The sequence below is a fragment of the Bradyrhizobium sp. ORS 375 genome (genome assembly GCF_000239775.1).
In the GTDB taxonomy this organism is placed as follows: domain Bacteria; phylum Pseudomonadota; class Alphaproteobacteria; order Rhizobiales; family Xanthobacteraceae; genus Bradyrhizobium.
Genome location: NZ_CAFI01000204.1, coordinates 1 through 21,317 on the forward strand (window position 1 = coordinate 1; position 21,317 = coordinate 21,317).

Annotated in this window: 18 protein-coding genes; 4 read left to right on the forward strand and 14 right to left on the reverse strand. The window is 65.9% G+C overall.

What is annotated here, in order from left to right:
* Nucleotides 1-700: 700 nt before the first annotated feature.
* From BRAO375_RS17420 to BRAO375_RS17430, 3 genes are all read right to left on the reverse strand, one after another.
* Nucleotides 701-1,696 carry an Hsp33 family molecular chaperone gene (locus tag BRAO375_RS17420; RefSeq protein ID WP_009028778.1) on the reverse strand — a complete coding sequence of 332 codons (996 nt, stop codon included), beginning with the start codon at nucleotides 1,694-1,696 and terminating at the stop codon, nucleotides 701-703.
* Between the two features lie 268 nt (nucleotides 1,697-1,964).
* A complete protein-coding gene (argF, locus tag BRAO375_RS17425) occupies nucleotides 1,965-2,891 on the reverse strand; it encodes an ornithine carbamoyltransferase (RefSeq protein ID WP_009028779.1) in 927 nt (308 codons plus the stop codon).
* Between the two features lie 8 nt (nucleotides 2,892-2,899).
* Nucleotides 2,900-4,111, reverse strand: coding sequence for an aspartate aminotransferase family protein (locus BRAO375_RS17430; protein ID WP_009028780.1), 1,212 nt, complete (start codon nucleotides 4,109-4,111; stop codon nucleotides 2,900-2,902).
* A gap of 474 nt (nucleotides 4,112-4,585) precedes the next feature.
* Here BRAO375_RS17430 and BRAO375_RS17435 point away from each other — a divergent pair, with 474 nt between their 5' ends.
* Nucleotides 4,586-5,101 (forward strand): GcrA family cell cycle regulator, encoded by a 516-nt coding sequence (locus tag BRAO375_RS17435; protein ID WP_035640797.1) that lies wholly within the window; start codon nucleotides 4,586-4,588, stop codon nucleotides 5,099-5,101.
* A gap of 71 nt (nucleotides 5,102-5,172) precedes the next feature.
* Here BRAO375_RS17435 and BRAO375_RS17440 read toward each other — a convergent pair whose 3' ends face one another.
* From BRAO375_RS17440 to BRAO375_RS17455, 4 genes are all read right to left on the reverse strand, one after another.
* Entirely contained in the window at nucleotides 5,173-6,480 is a 1,308-nt protein-coding gene (locus tag BRAO375_RS17440; protein ID WP_035640798.1) for an ATP-binding protein, read from the reverse strand.
* Between the two features lie 28 nt (nucleotides 6,481-6,508).
* The gene (locus tag BRAO375_RS17445; RefSeq protein WP_009028783.1) at nucleotides 6,509-7,564 is read right to left on the reverse strand and encodes a lysylphosphatidylglycerol synthase domain-containing protein; all 1,056 of its coding nucleotides are present in this window, start codon (nucleotides 7,562-7,564) and stop codon (nucleotides 6,509-6,511) included.
* 420 nt (nucleotides 7,565-7,984) lie between these two features.
* On the reverse strand, nucleotides 7,985-8,290 hold the full coding sequence (locus BRAO375_RS17450) for a hypothetical protein (RefSeq protein ID WP_009028784.1): 306 nt from the start codon (nucleotides 8,288-8,290) through the stop codon (nucleotides 7,985-7,987).
* A gap of 4 nt (nucleotides 8,291-8,294) precedes the next feature.
* Nucleotides 8,295-9,689 carry an OmpA family protein gene (locus BRAO375_RS17455; RefSeq protein WP_009028785.1) on the reverse strand — a complete coding sequence of 465 codons (1,395 nt, stop codon included), beginning with the start codon at nucleotides 9,687-9,689 and terminating at the stop codon, nucleotides 8,295-8,297.
* Nucleotides 9,690-9,855: 166 nt separating this feature from the next.
* On the opposite strand from BRAO375_RS17455, the gene BRAO375_RS17460 reads away from it, so the two are divergent.
* Both BRAO375_RS17460 and BRAO375_RS17465 read left to right on the forward strand, forming a co-directional pair.
* Nucleotides 9,856-10,914 carry a polysaccharide deacetylase family protein gene (locus BRAO375_RS17460; RefSeq protein ID WP_009028786.1) on the forward strand — a complete coding sequence of 353 codons (1,059 nt, stop codon included), beginning with the start codon at nucleotides 9,856-9,858 and terminating at the stop codon, nucleotides 10,912-10,914.
* A gap of 116 nt (nucleotides 10,915-11,030) precedes the next feature.
* A complete protein-coding gene (locus BRAO375_RS17465) occupies nucleotides 11,031-11,840 on the forward strand; it encodes an SDR family oxidoreductase (protein WP_009028787.1) in 810 nt (269 codons plus the stop codon).
* Nucleotides 11,841-12,197: 357 nt separating this feature from the next.
* Here BRAO375_RS17465 and boxB read toward each other — a convergent pair whose 3' ends face one another.
* The 4 genes from boxB to BRAO375_RS17485 form a co-directional block, all read right to left on the reverse strand.
* Nucleotides 12,198-13,649, reverse strand: a complete 1,452-nt coding sequence (gene boxB / locus BRAO375_RS17470; protein ID WP_035640804.1) for a benzoyl-CoA 2,3-epoxidase subunit BoxB — start codon at nucleotides 13,647-13,649, stop codon at nucleotides 12,198-12,200.
* A 76-nt stretch (nucleotides 13,650-13,725) separates the two neighbouring features.
* Entirely contained in the window at nucleotides 13,726-15,414 is a 1,689-nt protein-coding gene (gene boxC, locus BRAO375_RS17475) for a 2,3-epoxybenzoyl-CoA dihydrolase (RefSeq protein WP_009028789.1), read from the reverse strand.
* A 96-nt stretch (nucleotides 15,415-15,510) separates the two neighbouring features.
* On the reverse strand, nucleotides 15,511-16,314 hold the full coding sequence (locus BRAO375_RS17480; protein WP_009028790.1) for an alpha/beta fold hydrolase: 804 nt from the start codon (nucleotides 16,312-16,314) through the stop codon (nucleotides 15,511-15,513).
* Nucleotides 16,315-16,453: 139 nt separating this feature from the next.
* A complete protein-coding gene (locus tag BRAO375_RS17485) occupies nucleotides 16,454-17,974 on the reverse strand; it encodes a benzoate-CoA ligase family protein (RefSeq protein ID WP_009028791.1) in 1,521 nt (506 codons plus the stop codon).
* A 127-nt stretch (nucleotides 17,975-18,101) separates the two neighbouring features.
* Between BRAO375_RS17485 and BRAO375_RS17490 the strand changes: the two genes are divergently transcribed.
* Nucleotides 18,102-19,025, forward strand: coding sequence for a helix-turn-helix transcriptional regulator (locus BRAO375_RS17490; protein ID WP_009028792.1), 924 nt, complete (start codon nucleotides 18,102-18,104; stop codon nucleotides 19,023-19,025).
* Nucleotides 19,026-19,237: 212 nt separating this feature from the next.
* On the opposite strand, the gene BRAO375_RS17495 is transcribed toward BRAO375_RS17490, so the two are convergent.
* From BRAO375_RS17495 to BRAO375_RS17505, 3 genes are all read right to left on the reverse strand, one after another.
* Nucleotides 19,238-19,654, reverse strand: coding sequence for a DUF4231 domain-containing protein (locus tag BRAO375_RS17495; protein WP_009028794.1), 417 nt, complete (start codon nucleotides 19,652-19,654; stop codon nucleotides 19,238-19,240).
* A gap of 105 nt (nucleotides 19,655-19,759) precedes the next feature.
* Nucleotides 19,760-20,137 (reverse strand): hypothetical protein, encoded by a 378-nt coding sequence (locus BRAO375_RS17500; RefSeq protein WP_009028795.1) that lies wholly within the window; start codon nucleotides 20,135-20,137, stop codon nucleotides 19,760-19,762.
* A gap of 131 nt (nucleotides 20,138-20,268) precedes the next feature.
* Nucleotides 20,269-21,317 (reverse strand): agmatinase family protein (locus BRAO375_RS17505; protein ID WP_035640810.1); only part of this gene is annotated, 1,049 nt, incomplete at its 5' end.

The following is a 21,317-nucleotide window of genomic DNA, read 5'->3' on the forward strand; positions in this document are numbered from 1 at the left end:
GGACAGACCCGGCCCTCCCTGCGCGATCGGTTTTAACGGCTGCTTCGCGTTCTCCCTGGTGCGCCGGCTTGCTGGCCACCATCCTCACGCGAAGCGAAGCCTCAACGTGAGTTGATATCAGCGTCGGGATATCAGGACCGCGCGACTTGACCGTGCGTGCTTCGCCGTTCGTCCGCGCGAACTAAGTCACGCTGCGCCGACACACGCCCATCGCATCCCACTGCCAACGTCTCGTGACGGTCGCGACACGCCCCTCATGCGGCAGCATGGACGCGCGGAAATGTGCGCCTGATTTGCCCGACGGCACAAGTTGTTTGTTGCTGCGACAGAGTAGCGCGACGGGCAAGGCGATCGGACGCGGCGACCGATCTCAATGAACTAATAACGAGGGCACACCGAACCGTAGGATGGCCAAAGGGGCCCGGGAGGTCGGCGTCCCAACACGAGATACACGGCGCCGTGCCCACCATCCGCAATCGTTGCGCGCCATGGTGGGCACACGATCCCCTGCGCCTGCGGGCGCTGGGGATCGCTTGCCCCACCCTAGGGACACACACTGCTGTCATCGCGAGGAGCGAAGCGACGACGCGATCCAGAGTCATGGAAACGACTCTGGATCGCGTCGCTGCGCTCGCGATGACGCCTAGCGACAGTTCGCTCCGCCACCTTTGCCCTCACTTGCAGAGCAGAGCCCAAGCGCTCAGTTCTCCGTCACCCCTGCTTCGTGCGGCGTGAACTCATAGACCGAGGAGCAGAACTCGCAGGTGACGACGACCTTGTCGTCCTTCACCATGTCGGCGCGATCCTCGGAGGAGAAGCTCTTCAGCATGTTGGCCACGGCATCGCGCGAGCATGAGCAGCGTGCCTGCAGCGGCACGTGGTCGAACACGCGGACGCCACGCTCGTGGAACAGGCGATACAGCAGCCGCTCGCCGGACAGCGCCGGATCGATCAGCTCGATGTCCTCGATGGTGGCGACCAGAGACTGGCCCTCGACCCAGGCTTCGTCCTCCTCGACCGCGTGCAGCTCGGTGCCTTCAGGCGCATCGCCCGGATGCAGGTCGGCCTGGCGCAGGCGCTCGGGGGCCTGCGGCAGGAATTGCGCCAGCAGGCCGCCGGCGCGCCAGCGGTGCTTGCCGCCGCTCCACTCCTCGCCGACGGCAAGGCGCACGCGGGTCGGGATCTGCTCTGAGCGCAGAAAGTACTCGTGCGCGGCCTCCTCCAGACTGCCGCCGGTGAGCGCGACCAGGCCCTGGTAGCGGCTCATGTCGGGACCCTGGTCGATGGTCATCGCCAGATGGCCCTTGCCGAGCAGCGTGCCGGAATCCTTGGCTTCGCCCAGGCGCGCCTCGTCATAGCGCGCATAGGCGCGCAGCCGGTCGGGGGCCTGGAAGTCGACCACCAGGAACGACACCGGACCGTCGGTCTGGGTCTGCAGGATGAAGCGGCCGTCGAACTTCAGCGAGGAGCCGAGCAGCGTGGTGAGCACGATGGCCTCGCCGAGCAGCTTGCCGACCGGCGCCGGATAGGCGTGCTTGGTCAGGATGTCGTCGAGCGCCGGCCCCATCCGGGTGAGCCGCCCACGCAGATCGAGCGCCGCGACCTCGAACGGCAGCACGGCGTCATCGACCGGCACGGCCGAGGGGGCGCGGCTGGTGTCGAGGTTGATGTTGGTGTCGGGGGAATTGGCTGTCATGGGGCGTATTTGGGGTCTATTGGGCCGAATGGAAGGGCATGAGGGCATCCCCCGGCTGTCGTCCCGGCCTTGAGCCGGGACCCATACCGCGGAAGCTATCGAGGGATGCCGGTCGCAGTGGCTCGTCTACTAGCCGACGCTACAACCGACGAAGCGCGATCACGCCGATGATGTCGGGCAACGGCCAGCGGTGCAAACAAGTGAGATCACGCGGTATGGGTCCCGGCTCAAGGCCGGGACGACACCGATAGTGTGGCGACGTCCAGTCCTACGCCCGCTCGCCAAAACACCAAGCCAAAATGCCCTTTTGCGCGTGCAGGCGGTTTTCGGCTTCGTCGAAGACCACCGACTGCGGGCCGTCGATGACCTCGTCGGTGACCTCCTCGCCGCGATGCGCCGGCAGGCAGTGCATGAACAACGCCTCGGGCTTCGCCAGCGACATCAGTTTGGAATTGACCTGATAGGGCTTGAGCAGATTATGGCGGTGCTCGCCGTCCTTGTCGCCCATCGACACCCAGGTGTCGGTGATGACGCAATCGGCGTTTTTCACCGCGACGTCGGGATCGTGGCCGAGATGGATATCGGCCTTGGTGGCGCGGATGAAATCCTTCATCGGCTTGCCCGGGGACAGCTGCGGCGGCGTCGCCACGTTGAGGCGGAACTTGAAGCGTTCGGCGGCGTGGGCCCAGGAGGCCAGCACGTTGTTGTCGTCGCCGGTCCAGGCCACAGTGCGGCCCTCGATCGGCCCGCGATGCTCTTCGAAGGTCATGACGTCGGCCATCACCTGGCAGGGATGCGAGCGCCGCGTCAGGCCGTTGATGACCGGCACGGTGGCATGCGCGGCGAGTTCGAGCAGCGCCTCGTGGCTGAGGATGCGGATCATGATCGCATCGACATAGCGCGACAGCACGCGGGCGGTGTCGGCGATGGTCTCGCCACGGCCGAGCTGCATCTCGGTGCCGGTCAGCATGATCGCCTCGCCGCCGAGCTGGCGCATGCCGACGTCGAACGACACCCGCGTGCGCGTCGACGGCTTGTCGAAGATCATCGCCAGCACCTTGCCCTCGAGCGGCTTCTTCGCCGGCTCGTTGGACTTCAGCGTCTTCTTCATCCGGCTGGACAGCGCCAGCATGTTGCGCAGCTCCTCGACCGGCATCTCGGTGAGATCGAGGAAGTGACGCGGCGTGTTGCCCATGGTCCTGCTCATGATACGGCCGCCTGCTTGGCAGTGCCGCCCGACAGCGCCGTGCAGGCGCGATCGAGCATCTCGACCGATTGTTCGATTTCGGATTCATTGACGATCAGCGGCGGCAGGAAGCGCACGACGTTGTCGCCGGCGCCGACCGTCAGCAGCTTCTGATCGCGCAATGCGGCCACCAGATCACCGGACGGCACCACCGCCTTGATGCCGATCAAAAGACCTTCGCCGCGAACTTCCGCAATGATGTCGGGATGACGGTCTTTCACTGCCGCGAGCTTCTGCTTCAGCAGCAGCGACATCTTACGGACGTGGTCGAAGAAGCCGGGCGCGAGCATCACGTCGAGCACGGCATTGGCCGCGGACACCGCGAGCGGATTGCCGCCGAAGGTCGAGCCGTGCGAGCCCGGGGTCATGCCCGAGGCTGCCTCGGCGGTGGCGAGCACCGCGCCAATCGGGAAGCCGCCGCCCAGCGCCTTGGCCAGCGACATGACATCGGGCGTGACGCCGAGCCAGCGATGCGCGAACAGGTCGCCGGTCCGCCCCATGCCGGTTTGCACCTCGTCGATGACGAGCAACAAGCCGTTGTCGTCGCAAAGCTGGCGCAGCGCCTTGTAGAACGACAGCGGCGCGGTGCGCACGCCGCCCTCGCCCTGCACCGGCTCCACCAGGATGCCCGCGGTGTGCGGGCCGATCGCCTTCTTCACCGCCTCGATGTCGCCGAAAGGAACCTGGTCGAAGCCATCCATCGGCGGGCCGAAGCCGTCGAGATATTTGGCGGAGCCAGTGGCGGCGAGCGTCGCCAAGGTGCGGCCGTGGAACGCGCCCTCGAACGTAATGATACGGTAGCGTTCGGGATGGCCTTTCGCGGCGTGGTATTTGCGCGTGATCTTGATCGCGCCTTCCATCGCCTCGGCGCCGGAATTGGCGAAGAACACGTAGTCGGCGAAGCTCTGCTCACAGAGCCTGGTGGCAAGGCGCTCGCCATCGGGGCTCTTGAACAGGTTCGACATGTGCCAGAGCTTCGTCGCCTGCTCCTGCAGCGCCTTCACCAGATGCGGATGCGCGTGGCCGAGCGAGTTGACCGCGACGCCGGAGGTGAAGTCGAGATAGCGATCGCCATTGGTCGCGATCAGCCACGCGCCCTCGCCGCGCTCGAACGCGAGATCGACCCGGGCGAATACGGGGAGGAGATGCGTAGCAGCAACACTCGTCATGACAATCACATGAGTTGACGGGCTGGCCGAGACACGCGCCATGCGGCGTCATCGCGCATCAGGGACCCCACCCTGGAAAACAAAATGTGCCGCCTTTTCAAGGCGGCACGTGCACCTATTGTATGCGCGCGGCGTTGGGAGTCAACTACGCGTCGTCTGATCGGCGGCGGGGCCTGCCCGTGACATTGCGGGTGCATGACACAGCTCAACGCATGTCACACGGAACCGCGGAATGTGTGGACGGTGACCACCGACTCTTGCGCGAGAGTCACGCCATATTGTAGCGTTTTCAGCGTCGAGTACGACATCTCGTGCGGCAGTTCTGATCCCTCTAGGAGTTCTTTGTTCGCGTAACGTCCGGGTGCTTCACGCGCTCCCGGCGAGGGATAAGGGATTCTGCCGGCAGGGGTTTTTGAGACAGATATCGCAGCGCCGTCCCAGAATTGGCCGGCGCAACGCGAAGGGAAAGGTTCGATGACGGTATTGACCTGGTCCGACGATCGCGTCGAGCAGCTGAAGAAACTCTGGGAGGCCGGACTGTCGGCCAGCCAGATCGCCGCGGAACTCGGAAACGTGACGCGCAACGCCGTGATCGGCAAGGTGCACCGGCTGGGATTGTCCGGCCGCGCCAAGAGCCCGGCGACCGCGGCTCCGCGCCAGCGCAAGGCGGCCCGTCCCGCCCAGCCGATGATGCGGGTGGCGCGCCCGGTGGCGCGCGGCAACACCGCGCTCGCACAGGTTTTCGAGGTCGAGGCAGAGCCCGATCCGGTTGCATTCGACAACGTAGTGCCGATGAACCAGCGGCTGTCGCTGCTGGAGCTCAATGAAGCGACCTGCCACTGGCCGGTCGGCGATCCCTCCAGCCCGGACTTCTTCTTCTGCGGCGGCAAGGCGCTCGCCGGCCTGCCCTATTGCGCGCAGCATTCGCGCGTCGCCTATCAGCCCGCGGCCGACCGCCGCCGCCAGCCGGCGAAGTCGACGACGCGCTGAGCGCGCGCGCCGCGCCAACTAACAGCTGACGAGGATGGCCCGGCTCGCGCCGGGCCTTTGCATTTGATCGATCAGGATCCGCGTTGCGGCCGCGACTGCGGGAAGCACGCCGTGAACGCGGCGCCGTTGCGCGGCACGCTCTCGATCAGGAGCCGGCCGCGATGGCGGTTGAGGATGTGCTTCACCAGCGCCAGGCCGAGGCCGGTGCCGCCCTGCGCGCGGCTGTCGCCGACGTCGACGCGATAGAAGCGCTCGGTCAGGCGCGGCAGATGCTCCGGTGCGATGCCCGGGCCGAAATCGCGCACCTTGACCCGGACCTCCGGCGCATTATCGGCGGAGACGGCCTGCTCCAGCGACACGATCACGCGGCCGCCGGAGGCGCCGTATTTCAGCGCGTTCTCGATCAGGTTCTCGAACACGCGCAGCAGCTCCTCGCGGTCGCCGGCGATCGTGACCGGCGTGTCCGGCAGGCTGGTCTCGATCTCGACCTGGCGCTCGCGTGCGAGCGGCTCCAGCCCGTCGGTGACCTGGCGGATGATGGCGACGACGTCGACCATGCTGTGGGGCGCGACATGCGCCGACAACTCCACCCGCGACAACGACAAGAGATCGTCGATCAGCCGCGCCATGCGGGTCGCCTGGGTGTGCATGATGCCGAGGAAGCGCTCGCGCGCCCGCGGATCGTCCTTGGCCGGGCCTTGCAGGGTGTCGATGAAGCCCGACAGCGCGGCAAGCGGCGTGCGCAGCTCGTGGCTCGCATTGGCGACGAAGTCGGCGCGCATCTCCTCGACCCGGCGCAGCGGCGTCAGATCGCGGAAGGTCATCAGCATGCATTTGTCGGCGCCGCCGAACGCGGTGGGCACCGGGACGGGCGTGATGATCAGCTCCATCCAGCGGTCGACCGGCACGTGGTCGTGATAGCTGGCGCGGCGGATCTCGGTGGTGGCGATCGCCTCGCGCAGCGCCGTGATGATCTCGGGGGTCCGCAAAGCGAACTGAGCGAGCTCGCCCTTGCGCAAGGCGGGCGCGAGCTGCGCCGCCGCCGCATTGAGATGGATGACGCGGCCGGCCCGGTCGAGCAGCACGGCGGGATCGGGAATGCCGTCGACGATGGCGCTGACCGCGGGCGACTCCACTGGATTGGCGAGCCGCTCCTCCTCGCGCTTGGCCACCGCGCTGTGCAGCCGCCACGGCACCAAAGCGGCGCCGGAGATGCACAGGAACACGGCGAGCGCGCGCAGCGGCAGCAGCTCGTCGAGCAGCACCAGGCCACCCAGCGCCAGCGCCGCGGCCAGCAGGATGATGGCGGCATGCCGCAGCCGGTCCGGCCACGGCGTGAACATGGTCATTGCGGAGTGGGAGGGAGCGTCGAGCGCCATGGCGTTCTAATTGGCTCCCCTCGTCGCGTCAGGCACCGGAATCGCTGCGCTTCCTCACAAAAGCGGCCTCGGGCGGAGGGCCGGGATCGAGACTGAGCGCCGCCTGGCGCAACCGTTTCGACCTGGCGCTGATGATGACCTCCCGAAACGTCAGCAGGATTACAGAAATGAGGAACGGCGCCAGATAATACAAAATCCGGAACAGCAGCATTCCCGCCAGCAGCTCCTCGCGGTCCATCTGCCACAGGCCGACCAGCATCGCGGCATCGAACACGCCGAGCCCGCCCGGCGAATGGCTGGCGAAGCCGAGCAGCGTCGCGGAGACGAAGATCACGGCGACGACGACGAAGCCGAGATTGGGCTCGTCCGGCACCAGCACGTACATCGCGAGCGCGCAGAAGCCGAGATCGACGATGCCGATCGCGATCTGCAGCAGGGTCAGCGGGCCGCCCGGCAGCACCACGGTCCAGGGCCCGCGGCCGACCACGCGCGGCTTGGTCCAGACCCAGGCGACATAGCCCGTCAGCCCGATCAGGATGGCGATCGCGGCCATGCGGTTGACCCAGGGCGGCAGCTGGTCGATCGAGGCGGCGGCCTCGGGATGATAGCTGATGCCGAGCCCGAGCACGGCGGCGTTGCCGAGCCAGAAGGTCAGGCCGGCGAGAAAGCAGATCTTGGCGACGTCGATCGCGTTCAGCCCATGGGCCGAATAGATGCGGTAGCGCACCGCGCCGCCGGTGAACACGCTGGCGCCGACATTGTGGCCGATCGAATAGCTGGTGAAGGCCGCGAGCGCATTGACCCGGTAGGGCACATGGTCCTGGCCGATCGCGCGCACCGCGAACAGGTCGTAGAACGTCAGCGTGAAATAGCCGGCGGCGACGAACAAAGCGGCGAGCGCGATCTGGTGCGGCTCCGTGCTTTTGATCGCCTCCAGAACCTCGTAGGTGTCGATGCCGCGCAGCATGTGGTAGAGGACGTAGCAGGCGACGGCGATGACCGCGATGCTGATCAGCACGCCGAGCTTGTGCAGCACTTGCTTCTCGCGCAGGAACGTGGCCGCTCTGCGTATGGCTTCAAGCATCGACACCTCTCACCGTGATCCGATCACGACGGCCGGGGACAGGGCGCCCTGGGGGTCGCCACGTCATGTGCGCATACAACGCCCTGGTAGCGCGTTTCGGCGCATTGGGGAACACAGGCGGTGTGAACAAAAGCGTACACATGGATATACTTAGCAGGCTTCGCGAAAATGCGATGCACCGTTTTGCCGCACATGGGGCAGAACATGGAAGCCTGACATGGGGCCGACGATGGTCCCGTTCAACCTGCGCACGCCGGGTTAAACTTCTGTGAGGGACGGCGAGGTCCGCAGTTTTCAGGGGTCCCTCGTGACGGCGATGGCGCATGGCGTGACGATAAGCGTCCGCTGCCGCTTTGGCAGGCCACGCCGCTCTCAAACCTTCGTGTCTCGCAGCTGCGGTCTGTCGCGCGGACCGCCGCGTCAGCCCGCCGAGCGCTGGCGCATGCTGCGCATCACCACCAGCGCCCGCAGCCAGCTGCCGATGGCGCAACCGACCAGATAAGGCACGAACAGGATCAGCAGCAGCTCGAGCCAATAACCGGCCCGGCCGGGTACCCAGCACGCCACCGCGGTCGCCACCAGGGCAGCCGCGACCGCGGCCAGCAGCCAGGTCAACCATCCCGAGACGCCCGGCGCGCGGTGCACCACGGCGATCCAGCCCATCGCCAGCCCGATGCCGAAGGCGCCGGCCAGCCAGGCCCAGTGGAAGGCAACGAAATAGGCCATGACGTCACCTCACCACGAATTCGATGCGCCGGTTCTGCGCCCGGCCATCGGCGGTATCATTTGACGCGAGCGGCTGGGTGCTGCCGTAGCCGATCGGGGCGAACCGGTCCGCCGGCAGCCCGGCCCTGACCAGATAGTCCGCCACCGCCTGGGCGCGCTTTTGCGACAGCACCTGATTGGCCGCGGAATCGCCCTCGGCGTCGGTATGGCCGATGATGTCGACATTTGCGGTGGGGCAGCGGAAGGCGATCTCGACCAGGCGATCGAGCAGGCCGGTGGAGTCGCGATCGAGGTCGGCGCGGCCGGTCTCGAAGCGGATCTTGGCCTTGCCGAGCAGGTCCGAGAACAGCTGCTGGCAGACCGTCGGGTCGACCGGCGCGGCGGCCGGCTTGACGGTAATCTCGGCCTTCACCTGCCAGCCCTGCGGGACGTCCTTGGCGAGCCCGGTGCGGATCTGGGCGGCGGCCGCGTCATAGAGCGCGTCGCCGGAGATCTTGATGTCGCGATCCGACACGACCAGCGTCCCGGTCGAGAGCCGCGACAGCGCGCCCAGCGCCGGCACCACCGCGTTGACGAAATTGGCCGGCGCGCCGACGCTGTTCTTGAGATTGTCGACGACCTTCTCGTTGAAGAATTTTCGCGATGACGAGCCGACCACGACGGCATGGATGTTCTCGTCCGGCACATTGCCGGACAAGGTCACCGTGACCGCGACCGGATCCTTGTAGGCCTGGAAGATGTAGGGTGGCGCCTTGACCTCGTTGCTGGCGACCTTGAAGCCGTCCGGCAGCTTGGCCAACGCAGCTGCGATCGACTCGCGGCCGCCAAGCTCGCGCGCCATGCCGGACAGCGTGACGTCGCCGTCGGAGAGCGTGAACTTGCCGTCCTTGAGCTTGCCGATCTGGCCGATCAGCAGCAGCGCGGCGTCCTCGAAGCGCGCCGGCGCGCCGCGCGCCAGGCCCATCTGATCCGAGACTTCGACGCCGGGCATCGCCGCGCGCGTCGCCTCGACCAGCCGTCCCTTCAGCGCCGGCAGCGGCGCATTGCCGCCCAGGGTCACCCGGACGACATCGCGCTCGGCCGACCACACGAACGGCTTGGCCTCGGGCACCAGCCGGGTCTGATCGTTGACGAGCCGCACGCCGGCCACGGCATCGACGGCAGCCACGGCGTCGCGGCGGCCGGTCTCGGAGAACGCGTCGGCGCGCAGCGACACGTCACGGCCGTCGACGGCGATGCTCGTCTTGTCCAGCACGGCGCCCTTGAGTGCGGCCGAACTGCGGCTTGCGAGATCATTTTCGAGCGGAACGGTGCTGGTCCAGGCGGCAAAGCCCCAAAGCACGATCAGCGGGATGACACCAGGCCACCATTTGCCGCTCCACCTGAAAAGTCCGCGCATTCGTCATCCGTCGCATCGAGGAAGCAGAGAGAAAACAAACCCTTGCAGGCCTGTCAAACCGGAAATGAGGAGCGCCGCAAGGGCTCATTGCGATCGCCGGGCTAAGGTTTTCTTCAATCATTCGTAGGTAACCTTGTCCCGACATCCACCGGGCCGCTTATTTCAGATGAGGCGATTTCGCAAAACCTTTATCCGCGCCGGCCTGGAAGCGCTGTATCTCAGCGGCGCGCATGTCTGGCTGCGACCGATGTTCTCGGGCGTGGGCGCGATCTACACGCTGCACCACGTGCGGCCGCCGCGCGGCGCCGATTTCCAGCCCAATTGTCATCTCGAAGTCACACCCGATTTCCTGCGCGAGATGCTGGCGCATCTGCGCGACAATGACATCGAGATCATCACGCTCGACGAGATGCATCATCGGCTGGTGGAACGGAATTTCGCGCGCCGCTTCGCCTGCTTCACCTTCGACGACGGCTATCGCGACAATCGCGACTTCGCGCTTCCGGTCATGCGCGAGTTCGGCGCGCCGTTCACGATCTACGTCACCAGCGATTTCGCGTCAGGTCGCGGCCGGCTGTGGTGGGTTGCGCTCGAGCGCGTGGTGGCCAAGGCGGAGATGATCGAGGTCCAGATCGGCGGCCTCGCCTTGCGACTCGATGCGTCGAGCCCGGCGGCCAAATGCGTGACGTTCCAGCGCCTGCACGACTGGCTGCGCTCGCTGCCCGGCGAGCATGACGTGCAGCGAGAGATCAGCGCGCTATGCGCGCGCCATGAGATTGACGAGACGTCGATCTGCCCGGAGCTCTGCATGTCCTGGGATGAGCTTCGGGCGCTCGCGGCCGAGCCGCTGGTTTCGATCGGCGCGCATTCCATCAGCCACTGCAATCTCGCCAAGCAGACCGAGGAGACCGCCCGCGTCGAGATCGCCGACAGCCGCGCTCGGATCGAGGCCGAGTTGCAGCGCCCGGTACTGCACATGGCCTACCCCTATGGCGATCGCGCCGCCGCGGGGCAGCGCGAGTTCGTGCTGGCGGCGGCGTGCGGCTTCAAGACCGCCGTGACGACGAGGCCCGGCATGATCTTCGCCGAGAGCGCGGAGCATCTCACCGCATTGTCGCGCGTCTCGCTGAACGGCCATTACCAGGACGCCCGCGTGCTGCCGGTGCTGACGTCGGGCGCGGCGACGGCGATGTGGAACGGCTTTCGCCGGATCGACGCGGCGTAGGTTTCCCTTCAAGCCTCCTCCCCGATTGAACTGCGGCCAATCCTTGCGACTGCGTCTCACTTGACAGTGCCGGCGCGCCCCGCCCACAAGCGCAATCGACAACAAAGGGAGGCCTCATGCTCAAGAACCTGTTCTCACTCGACGGGCGCGTCGCGCTCGTGACCGGCGGCTCGCGCGGCATCGGCAAGATGATCGCATCCGGCCTGCTCGCGCACGGCGCGGCGCGGGTCTACATCACCGCGCGCAAGGCCGGTCCGTGCGAGGAGACTGCCAAGACGCTGACGGCCGAATATGGCGGCGAGTGCATCGCGCTGCCGATCGACATCTCGACCATGGCCGGCATCGACATGCTCGCGGCCGAGATCAAGAAGCGCGAGCCGAAGCTCGACATCCTCGTCAACAATGCCGGTGCGGCGTGGGGTGCAGACTTCGATGAATTCCCGGAGAGCGGCTGGGACAAGGTGATGAACCTGAACGTGAAGACGCCGTTCTTCCTGACCAAGGCGCTGGCGGCACCGTTGCGCGCGGCGGCGAGCGCCGAGCGTCCGGCCAAGGTGATCAACATCGCCTCGATCGACGGCATCTTCGTCAATCCGCTGGAGACGTATTCCTATGCAGCGAGCAAGTCCGGCCTGATCCACCTCACGCGGCGCATGGCAGCGAAGCTGATCCACGACCACATCGTGGTGACCGCGATCGCGCCGGGTCCGTTCAAGTCCGACATGAACAAGGCCGCGCGCGACCATGAGGACGAGGTCGCCACGCGCGTGCCGGCAGGCCGCATCGGCACCGACGAGGACATGGCGGGCACGGCGATCTTCCTGGCCTCGCGGGCTGGAGACTATGTGGTCGGCAATACGATCGCGGTGGATGGCGGGATCGTCTACGCGAATCCCGGCATTCCGGGCGCGGGCTGGGATAGTTGAGGCCGCGCTGTCGCCACGCGAAAGCTGGACTCCCTCTCCCCGTTCTTCACGGGGAGAGGGTCGGGGTGAGGGGCAGCCACACGGGAGGTCTACAACGCAGTCGCTAACCTCAGCTTGACGGCGTGGTCAGCTTAGCGTCTCGCGTCTGGGCAGCATCGCGCCCGTCCGATGGACCTGTGACCTGAGCTACGTATGTGCCATGCCCCTCACCCGGATTGCTGCGCAATCCGACCTCTCCCCGCAAAGGGCGGGGAGAGGTTTGGAGAGTCCGGTGCTCGGAGCTAACTCATAGCGAATAGCGAATAGCGAATAGGATCATTCCCTATTCGCTACTCGCAACTTCCTATTCGCCCGTCATCAGGTCTCGATCTTCACATACTCGAAGTCGCCCGGCTTGTTGTCGATGCCGACCTTCGGCGGGGCGATCCAGGAGGCGTATTCGCCGATTTCGGTGACCGGCTTCATCAGCGATGAGATGTAGGCGCCGTCGTCGGTCGAGGGCAGCCAGTCGCCCTTTCGCTTCTGCCACGTGGCCTCGTCGATGAGGATGCCGTCCGGCGTGGCATGCACATCCTTGAACTCGCCGATGGCGCGGTGGAAGGCGGTATGCGGCAGCTTGAGCTGGAACTCGTAGCCGGCGGTGGTGATGATCTTGTTCCAGCGCAAGAGGCCCTTGATGCAGTCCTGCGAGTAGTCGTCACGGAGGCGCATGTTGAGCGCGGTTAGCGCCGGCTCGTCCACCCGCTTGATCTCGCCGTCGACCAGCTTGAGCACCGGATAGGTCGAGTTCTTGAGCTGGTGATCGTCCTGGATCTGGGTCTCGTGATAGCGGCCCTTGATGCCGGCGTTGAAGGCGTTCGCCGCGTTGGTCGAGACCTCGGAGCCGAACAGGTCGAGCGACAGCGTGTAGTGCAGGTTCAGCTTCTTCTGGATGGTCGGAAGATCAATCACGCCGAGCGCGCGCACCTTGGCGATATCGGTGGGATCATCGATGCCGGCCTCCCGCATCGCATCGACCGTGCGCTGGATGACGCGGCCGACGCCGGTCTCGCCAACGAACATGTGATGCGCCTCTTCGGTCAGCATGAAGCGGCAGGTGCGCGACAGCGGATCGAAACCGGACTGCGCGAGGCTGTGCAGCTGCATCTTGCCGTCGCGGTCGGTGAAGTAGGTGAACATGAAGAAAGACAGCCAGTCCGGCGTCTTCTCGTTGAACGCACCGAGCATGCGCGGAGAGTCCGCATCGCCCGAGCGGCGGCGCAGCAGCTCGTCGGCCTCCTCGCGGCCGTCGCGGCCGAAATATTTCTGCAGCAGATACACCATCGCCCAGAGGTGACGGCCCTCCTCGACATTGACCTGGAACAGGTTGCGCATGTCGTAGAGCGACGGCGCGGTCTTGCCGAGATGGCGCTGCTGCTCGACCGAGGCCGGCTCGGTGTCGCCCTGGATCACGATCAGGCGGCGCATCAGCGCGCGGTATTCGCCGGGGACCTCCTGCCACGCCGGCTCGCCATAATGCTCGCCGAACGGAATCTTGCGGTCCTCTTCCTGCGGAGCCAGCAGAATGCCCCAGCGATAATCGGGCATCTTGACGTAGTCGAACTTGGCCCAGCCGCGCGGATCGACCGAATAGGCGGTGCGCAGATAGACCAGCGACTGCTGGAAGCCCTCCGGCCCCATGTCGTTCCACCAGTCGACGTAGCCGGGGTGCCAGCCTTCCAGCGCCTTGAGGACCTGGCGGTCCTCGGCGAGATTCACGTTGTTCGGAATCTTGGTCGAGTAGTCGACGTTCATGATGTTCATGTTCATGGCGTGCCTCCCTGAAATCGTTCGAGCTGCGTGGCTCGTGGATGGCCGGGACACGCCCGGCCATGACGGATGAGAACTATACGCGCGTCATGTCGTATTGCGGCCGCTCGCCGGTGCCGTAGCGCCGGAGTGCGCCCTCCTCGCCGACCGCGTTGGGGCGCTGGAAGATCCAGTTCTGCCAGGCGGTGAGGCGGGCGAAGATCTTCGACTCCATCGTCTCCGGACCGGCGAAGCGCAGATTGGCTTCCAGGCCGGTGAGACTGTCGGGCGAGAAGCTGGCGCGCTCCTCGAGGAAGACGCGGATCTCGTCCTCCCAGTCGATGTCGTCGAGCGCGAAGGTGACGAGCCCGAGCTCTTCGGCGTCCTCCGCCTCGAGCGGCTTGCCGAGCTGCTCGTGCACGCGCGCGAGCCCGTTGGGATCGTCGAGGAAGCGCGACTGCAGCCGGGTCAGGCCGTGGCTCATCGGATAAGGGCCGAAATTCATCGCCGACAATTCGATCGCCGGCGCTGGGCGGTTGTCGCCCTGGATGGTACCGATCAGCATGTAGGAGCGGTCGGAGGCGAACACGAGCTCGGCCAAGGTGCCGGCGAAGCAGGAGCCGGGCTCGACCAGGGTCACCAGCGTGCGCGACGTCACGTCGATCCGCTTGAGCACGCGCTTCCAGTAGTGCCTGATCTCGTTGACCAGCCAGTGGGCCTTATTGGCTTCAAGGAAGGCATCATGCGCCAGCACCTGGGCGCGGTCGCCATGCGACTTGAACACCAGCATCGCGATGCCGAGCTCGTTGATGCGCAGATGCAGGATGGCATCGTCGAGCTCGCGCGCAACCTGCAGCGGCCAGAATGACGCACCCTGCCCGATCATGCCGTCGATGTCGGCCGGCGGCGTGGCCTCGGGGGCCGAGATGGTGATGGTGGCAATGCGGGCAGCACGGTCGATGTCGACATTGACGAAGCCGTAGCGCACGCTCGAAGCATCGATCACGCGCTGGAGCGGCGTGAGCGCGACGCCCTTGCCGCTGCCGTTGCGCTTGGACGCCGCGGCGAATTCCTTGGCGCGCTCGGCGACCTTGGCGTCGACCTTGGAGTTCGGCGCGATCTCGTCGACCAGGCGCCACTGCACGGCGCGCTTGCCCTTGACGCCCTCTTCCGTGGTGCAGAACGCGTCCGCGCGGTCGCGGCGGACCTTGCGCTTGTCGACGACGCGCGTCAGGCCGCCGGTGCCCGGCAGCACCGCGAGCAGCGGCACCTCCGGCAGCGACACCGAGGACGAGCCGTCATCGGCGAGGATGATGTGGTCGGTCGCGAGCGCGAGCTCATAGCCGCCGCCGGCCGCGGTGCCGTTGACGACGGTAATGAAACGCTGACCGGAATTCTCGCTCGAATCCTCGAAGCCGTTGCGGGTCTCGTTGGTGAACTTGCAGAAGTTCACCTTGTGCGCGTGGGTGGCGCCCGCGAGCATGCGGATGTTGGCCCCGGCGCAGAACACGCGCGGCTTGGCCGAGCGCAGCACCACCACCTTCACCTCGGGGTGCTCGAACCGCAGCCGCTGCACGGCGTCCGCGAGCTCGATGTCGACGCCGAGATCATAGGAATTGAGCTTGAGCTGGTAGCCCTCGAACAGGCCGCCATTCTCGTCGACGTCCATGGCGAGCGTCGCCACATCGCCGTCGATCGAGAGCTTCCAATGCTTGTATCGGGAGGGATCGGTCTGAAAATCGATGAACGTCTTGCCTCCCGCGAGTACGCGGTCTTCCCCGGCCATGAGTCACCCTTCGTTGGAGTGCTTTTCGTTGAGATGTAAAATAATGCATGTTATGGCTGATGTCTACGAAAAAAAAGCCGAAACATGCATTTTATTTCATGTTTGTGATGCCAGGTTCGGCAAAGTGGCCGCCGCGAACTCGGCGATGACGCGTAAGGTGGCCTCGGGCGCCTCACGATGCGGCGAATGGCCGGTCTTGGGCAGCATCGTCACCTCGACCGGGCAGTAGCACTCCTCCTGAATGATCTCGACCTGGCGGACCGTGCCATACTGGTCGTCGACGCCCTGGATCACCGCGACGGGGACGCGGATGTAGGCGAGGTCGGCGGTGATGTCCCAGGCGCGGAACGCCGGATCGAGCCAAGCTCCGTTCCAGCCATAGAACGCGTTGTCGACGTCCTTGTGCCAGCGCCCGAGCTTGGCGCGCAGCTCGGTGGTCTCGTAGGTGGTCTTGATCGTGGCGATGGAGGCGACCGACACATCCTCGACGACGACATGCGGCGCGATCAGCACGACGCCGTCGAGGCGATGATCGGCACGGCTGCCGGCGTAGATCGCCGCAATCGAGGCGCCGTCGGAATGGCCGACGAGGAGGCCGCTTTGGAAGCCGATGGCATCGAGCAGTTCTGGCAGGACCTCGCGGGCCTCGCGCTGCATGTAGTCGAGCGGACGCGGCAAGGTCACCGGGCTGGAGGCGCCGTAGCCGGCTCGCGAATAGGCGAACACGGAGGCGCCGGTGGCGGCTTGCAGCCTGTCGGGAAAGTCGCCCCACAGGCCGACCGAGCCGAGGCCTTCATGCAGCAGCACGATGCAGGGGGCCTGCGACGGCTGCGGGCCGATGAGGCGATATTCGAGTGAAGCGCCGTTGATGGCGAGGAAGCCGTTAGCTTCGAGCGTCATGCGCTATTCTCTCCTTCGTCATGCCCGGGCTTGACCCGGGCATCCACGTCTTTCCTGCTCGCAGAGAGATGGATGGCCGGGTCAAGCCCGGCCATGACGACAACTAACAGCAGGGCCACCTCACGGGCAGGAAGACCAACTACTGACTCGCTCCCTCGCGGAGCTTGAAGCGTTGGATCTTGCCGGTGGCGGTCTTCGGCAGCGAGTCCACCACCTCGATCCAGCGCGGGTATTTCCAGGGCCCGATCTTCTGCTTGACGTGATCCTTCAGCGCCTCGTGCAGCGTCTCGCGGTCGGCGCTCGGGCGCAGCACGACGTAGGCCTTCGGCTTCAGCAGCCCCTCCGGATCCGCATCCGGCACGACGGCCGCCTCCAGCACCGACGGATGCGTGATCAGCGCGCTCTCGACCTCGAACGGCGACACCCAGATGCCGGACACCTTGAACATGTCGTCGGAGCGTCCGCAGAAGGTGTAGCGCCCTTCCGCGTCGCGGACATATTTGTCTCCGGTGCGCGTCCAATAGCCCTCGAAGGTCGAGCGGGTCTTGTGGCGCTGATTCCAATAGCCCTCGCCGGCCGAGGGCGCGTGCACCAGCATCTCGCCGACCTCGCCGTCCGGCACATCCTGCCCGGCCTCGTTGACGAGGCGGACCTGATAGCCCGGCACCGGCCGGCCCGATGAGCCGTATTTGATGTCGCCCGGCGCATTCGACAGGAAGATGTGCAGCAGTTCGGTGGAGCCGACGCCGTCCAGGATGTCGACGCCGAAGCGCGCCTTCCAGGCGTTGCCGACGGATTCCGGCAGCGCCTCGCCGGCCGAGGTGCAGATGCGCAACGCACTGCCCGCCTTCTCATGGCGCAACGATTCATCATGCAACATGGCGGCAAACAAGGTCGGCACGCCGTAGAAGATGGTCGGGTTATAGCGGTTGAGCAGCTTGAACATCAGCGCCGGCGTCGGCCGCTCGGAGTTGAGGATGGTGGTGGCGCCGACCGACAGCGGGAAGGTCAGCGCATTGCCGAGGCCATAGGCGAAGAACAGTTTTGCGGCGGACAAGCACACATCACTCTCGCGGATGCCGAGCACCTGCTTGGCATAGGTCTCCGCCGTCGCGGCGAGATTGCCGTGCAGATGGCGCACCCCCTTGGGCATGCCGGTCGAGCCCGACGAATACAGCCAGAACGCGGGCTCGTCTTCGTGGGTCGCGACCGTGTCGAACTGATCGCTCTCGCGCGCGAGCTCGTCCGACAGCAGCTTGTGGCCGAACGCCTGTGAGCCGGAGACCACGACGCAGTCGAGATCGGGCATCCGTCCGACGATGTCCTTCACGACCGGATACAGCGCCTCGGACACGAACAGCACGCGAGCGCGGCAGTCGGCCAGCACATAGGCGTATTGCTCTGACGTCAGCAGCGTGTTGAGCGGCACCGGGACGATGCCGGCGCGCATGGCGCCGAGAAAGACCGCGGGGAAATCCACCGTGTCGAGCATGATCATCGCCACGCGTTCCTCGCGGCGGACGCCGAGGCGGCGCAGCAGGTTGGCGACCCGGCAGGTCCTAAGCTGCAGGCCGCGATAGGTCAGCTCGGAGACCGTGTCCGTGTAGGCGAGCTTGTCGCCCCGTCCCGCTTCGACGTTGCGGTCAAGCAGCCATGACACCGCATTGTACGACTTCACGGCGTTCCTCCCCCGATTTTTGAATTATAATTCATAGAAGGCCACCAACATCGCTTGCTGTCAATCCTCCCCGGCATTATGTTTCCGCTTCAAAAGAAGTCAGAGGGACATGGCGCCAGACAACGACGCTGCCAGGGATGATGCCGGCCAGTCGGCGGCCGAGACCGATTTCCTCGACCAGCTGGGGCAGCGGGTGCGGCGGATGCGCGGGCTCGCCGGCATGTCGCGCAAGGTGCTGGCGGAGGTCTCCGGCATTTCCGAGCGCTACATCGCCCAGCTCGAAAGCGGCAAAGGCAACGTCTCGATCGTGCTGCTGCGCCGCATCGCCAACGCCATCAACGCGCCGCTCGACGACATCATCCCCGGCGGCGAGCCGTCGCCGGACTGGCCGGTGATCCGCGATCTCCTGAAGAAGGCGAGCCCGAGCCAGATCGCACAGGTCAAGGAGCTGCTCGCCGGCGGGGGCTCCGCGCCGCTACGGCGCACCTTCTCCGGCATCGCTCTCATTGGCCTGCGCGGCGCCGGCAAATCGACGCTCGGCCGAATGCTGGCGGAGCGGATCGGCTGGAGCTTCGTCGAGCTCAACAAGGAGATCGAGCGGCAGAACGGTTTGTCGGTCGCCGAAATCATCGCGCTCTACGGCCAGGAAGGTTTTCGCCGCATGGAGCAGGCGGCGCTGGTGCAGCTGCTGGCGCGGAAGGAGCTGATGGTGCTGGCGACCGGCGGCGGCATCGTCTCCGAGCCGGTGACCTTCGATCTGATCCTCAACGCGTTCTACACGATCTGGCTCAAGGCCGAGCCGGAGGAGCACATGGGCCGCGTGCGCAAGCAAGGCGACCTCCGCCCGATGGCCGACGACCGCTCGGCGATGGCCGAGCTGCGCAACATTCTCGCGAGCCGCGAGCCGCTGTATGCGCGGGCGAATGCGGTGGTCGATACGGCGGGGCTGACGGTGGATGCGGCCGCCGCGCGGCTCGGCGAGGCGGTGAAGCCGGTGATCGCCAACGAAGCGCGGATGTTCGCGCGCGGGTGAGCTGGCTTTACAGCGGCGCAGACACCGGTCAGCTGCGCGGACGGCGTCATTCCGGGGCAATCGTCAATGCGCAGCCGCAAGGCGGCTGTGCGTTGGCGATTGAACCCGGAACCCCGAGTTGGTTCGGAACGAACGCAAGACAATCTCGGGATTCCGGGTTCAAGGCCTGCGGCCTTGCCCCGGAATGACGGGGCCGTGACCAAGTCAGTCAATCACCCGCCCGTGGCGGCGATGGCGCGGTCGTGGGCTTCGAGAATCGTCTTCAGCTTGTCCTTGGTGTCCTGCACGTCGGCGCCGGTCTTCTCGTCGAGCAGCAGGCCCTTGAGCGCGCTGTGAGTCAGCCGGTTGGCGACCCATTTGCGCTCGAAGCCGAGCTTGGACTGCACGGTCGAGATGATCGTGACGCACAGCGACAGCGCCGTCGCGACGGTCTTCGGGTCAAAGCCGAGGATGGCGCTGCTGGTCTGCGACAGCACCGCGGCGGTCGCGCTGAACACCACGACGCAGACGGTGGAGCCGTGGTTGGCGAAGCTCCACCACTTCTGCCCCCGGCCGCTCCAGCGCAGCGCGTCGTTCAGCGTCCGCGCGACAAAATCCGCGCCGGTCTCCTGCCCATGCCCGTTCGCCATCGTTCTCTCCCCAGCTGGTTCGCTCCCCGATTGAGCGACGATCCAACGACAACGGCCGGCCTCGCGCAAGCGGGCCGGCCGTGTGGAACGAGATGACGCAGAAGATCAGCGCTGGGTCTCGATCTCCCGCAGCTCCGCATAGGACAGCGACGTGAGCCCCGCGCCGTCGAAATAGACGAAGCGCAGGCGGCGGCGGCGGGAGATGAAGTTCGACGGCAAGGGATCGTAGCGGAAACTGCTGCCGCCGAGATGCGGCGTCAGGCTGCCGACGTCGGTGAGCGCGTCGATCTCGACGCGCAGCAGCTTCAGGCTCTCGCCGCCGCGCAGGATCTCGAACGGGACACGCGCGAGCCGCAGGAAGCTGGTCGGATCGGGCGCGGCGATGAAGCCGTCGACGAAGGCGGCTTCGACCTTGTCGAGATCGGGCTCGACCACCGGCGCGGGCTTCGCGCCCTCCGGCTGATGCGGCGTCTGCCATTGCACCGGGGAGCGATGGCCGTGCGGATTGTTATGCCCCGGACCATGCGGCGGATGATCGTGGTCATGATGGTGGTCATGACCATGATCGTGATGATGATGGCCGTGATGGTGGTGATGATGGCGCATCGCGGACCTCAATAGCTGACCGGCTTGTTGATGATATGCTTGTGGCTGCCGAGCTTGCCGTGGGCAACCATCGAGCCCAGTGCCTCGACCACGACGCGCACGCCGATCAGCGCGGTGATGTCCGAGGTGTCGTAGGGCGGCGAGACTTCCACGACTTCGAGCCCGCACAGACCCTCGGCGGCGACGAGGCCCAAGAGCTTCAGCGCTTCGCGCGGCAGGAAGCCGCCGGGCTCCGGCCAGCCGGTGCCGGGCACGAAGCCGCAATCGATGGAGTCGACGTCGAACGAGATGTAGACGGCGTCGGCATCCTTCCAGGCCAATTCCAGCGCGATCTCGGCGGTCTTCTCCAGGCCGATCTTCTCGATGTCGGCGATGGTCAGCACGTTGGTGTTGCGCTTGCGCGCGACCTCGACGCCCTCGCGCGGCACCTGCCAGCCGCCGATGCCGAGCTGCACCAGATTGGTCGGCGATACGTTCGGCAGATTGGTCGCCCAGTACCAGGGCGTGGTGTGCATGCGCTCGTCGAGATCCTTTTCCTGGATGTCGATGTGGCGGTCGAAATGGATGATGCCGATGCGCTTGTCCGTGCACTGCGCGATGCCGCGCACGCAGGGAAAGCCGATCGAGTGATCGCCGCCGAGCATGATCGGCAGCGCGCCGGACGAGAACACATGCGCGACGCCGCGGCTGATCTGGTCGAAACTTTTTTCCAGATTGGCGGGGATGGTGAAGACATCACCGGCATCGCATAGGGTCATCTGCTCGCGCAAATCGACGCCGAGTTCATAGTTATAGGGCGTATAGAGCGCGGAGATGCGGCGGATGCCCTGCGGCCCGAAGCGGGTGCCCGGACGATAGGTGGTGCCGGAATCGAACGGGATACCGATCACGGCGGCGTCGTACTTGCCGACGTCGCGGACGTTCTCGACATAGGGAGCCTTCATGAAGGTGTTGATGCCAGCGAAATGCGGCAGCTCACCGCGCGCGAACGTCGGGATGTCGCGATCCGTCAAGGTGTCGGCGCCGGGCAGGCCCATGTCGAGCGCCCATTGCCGCT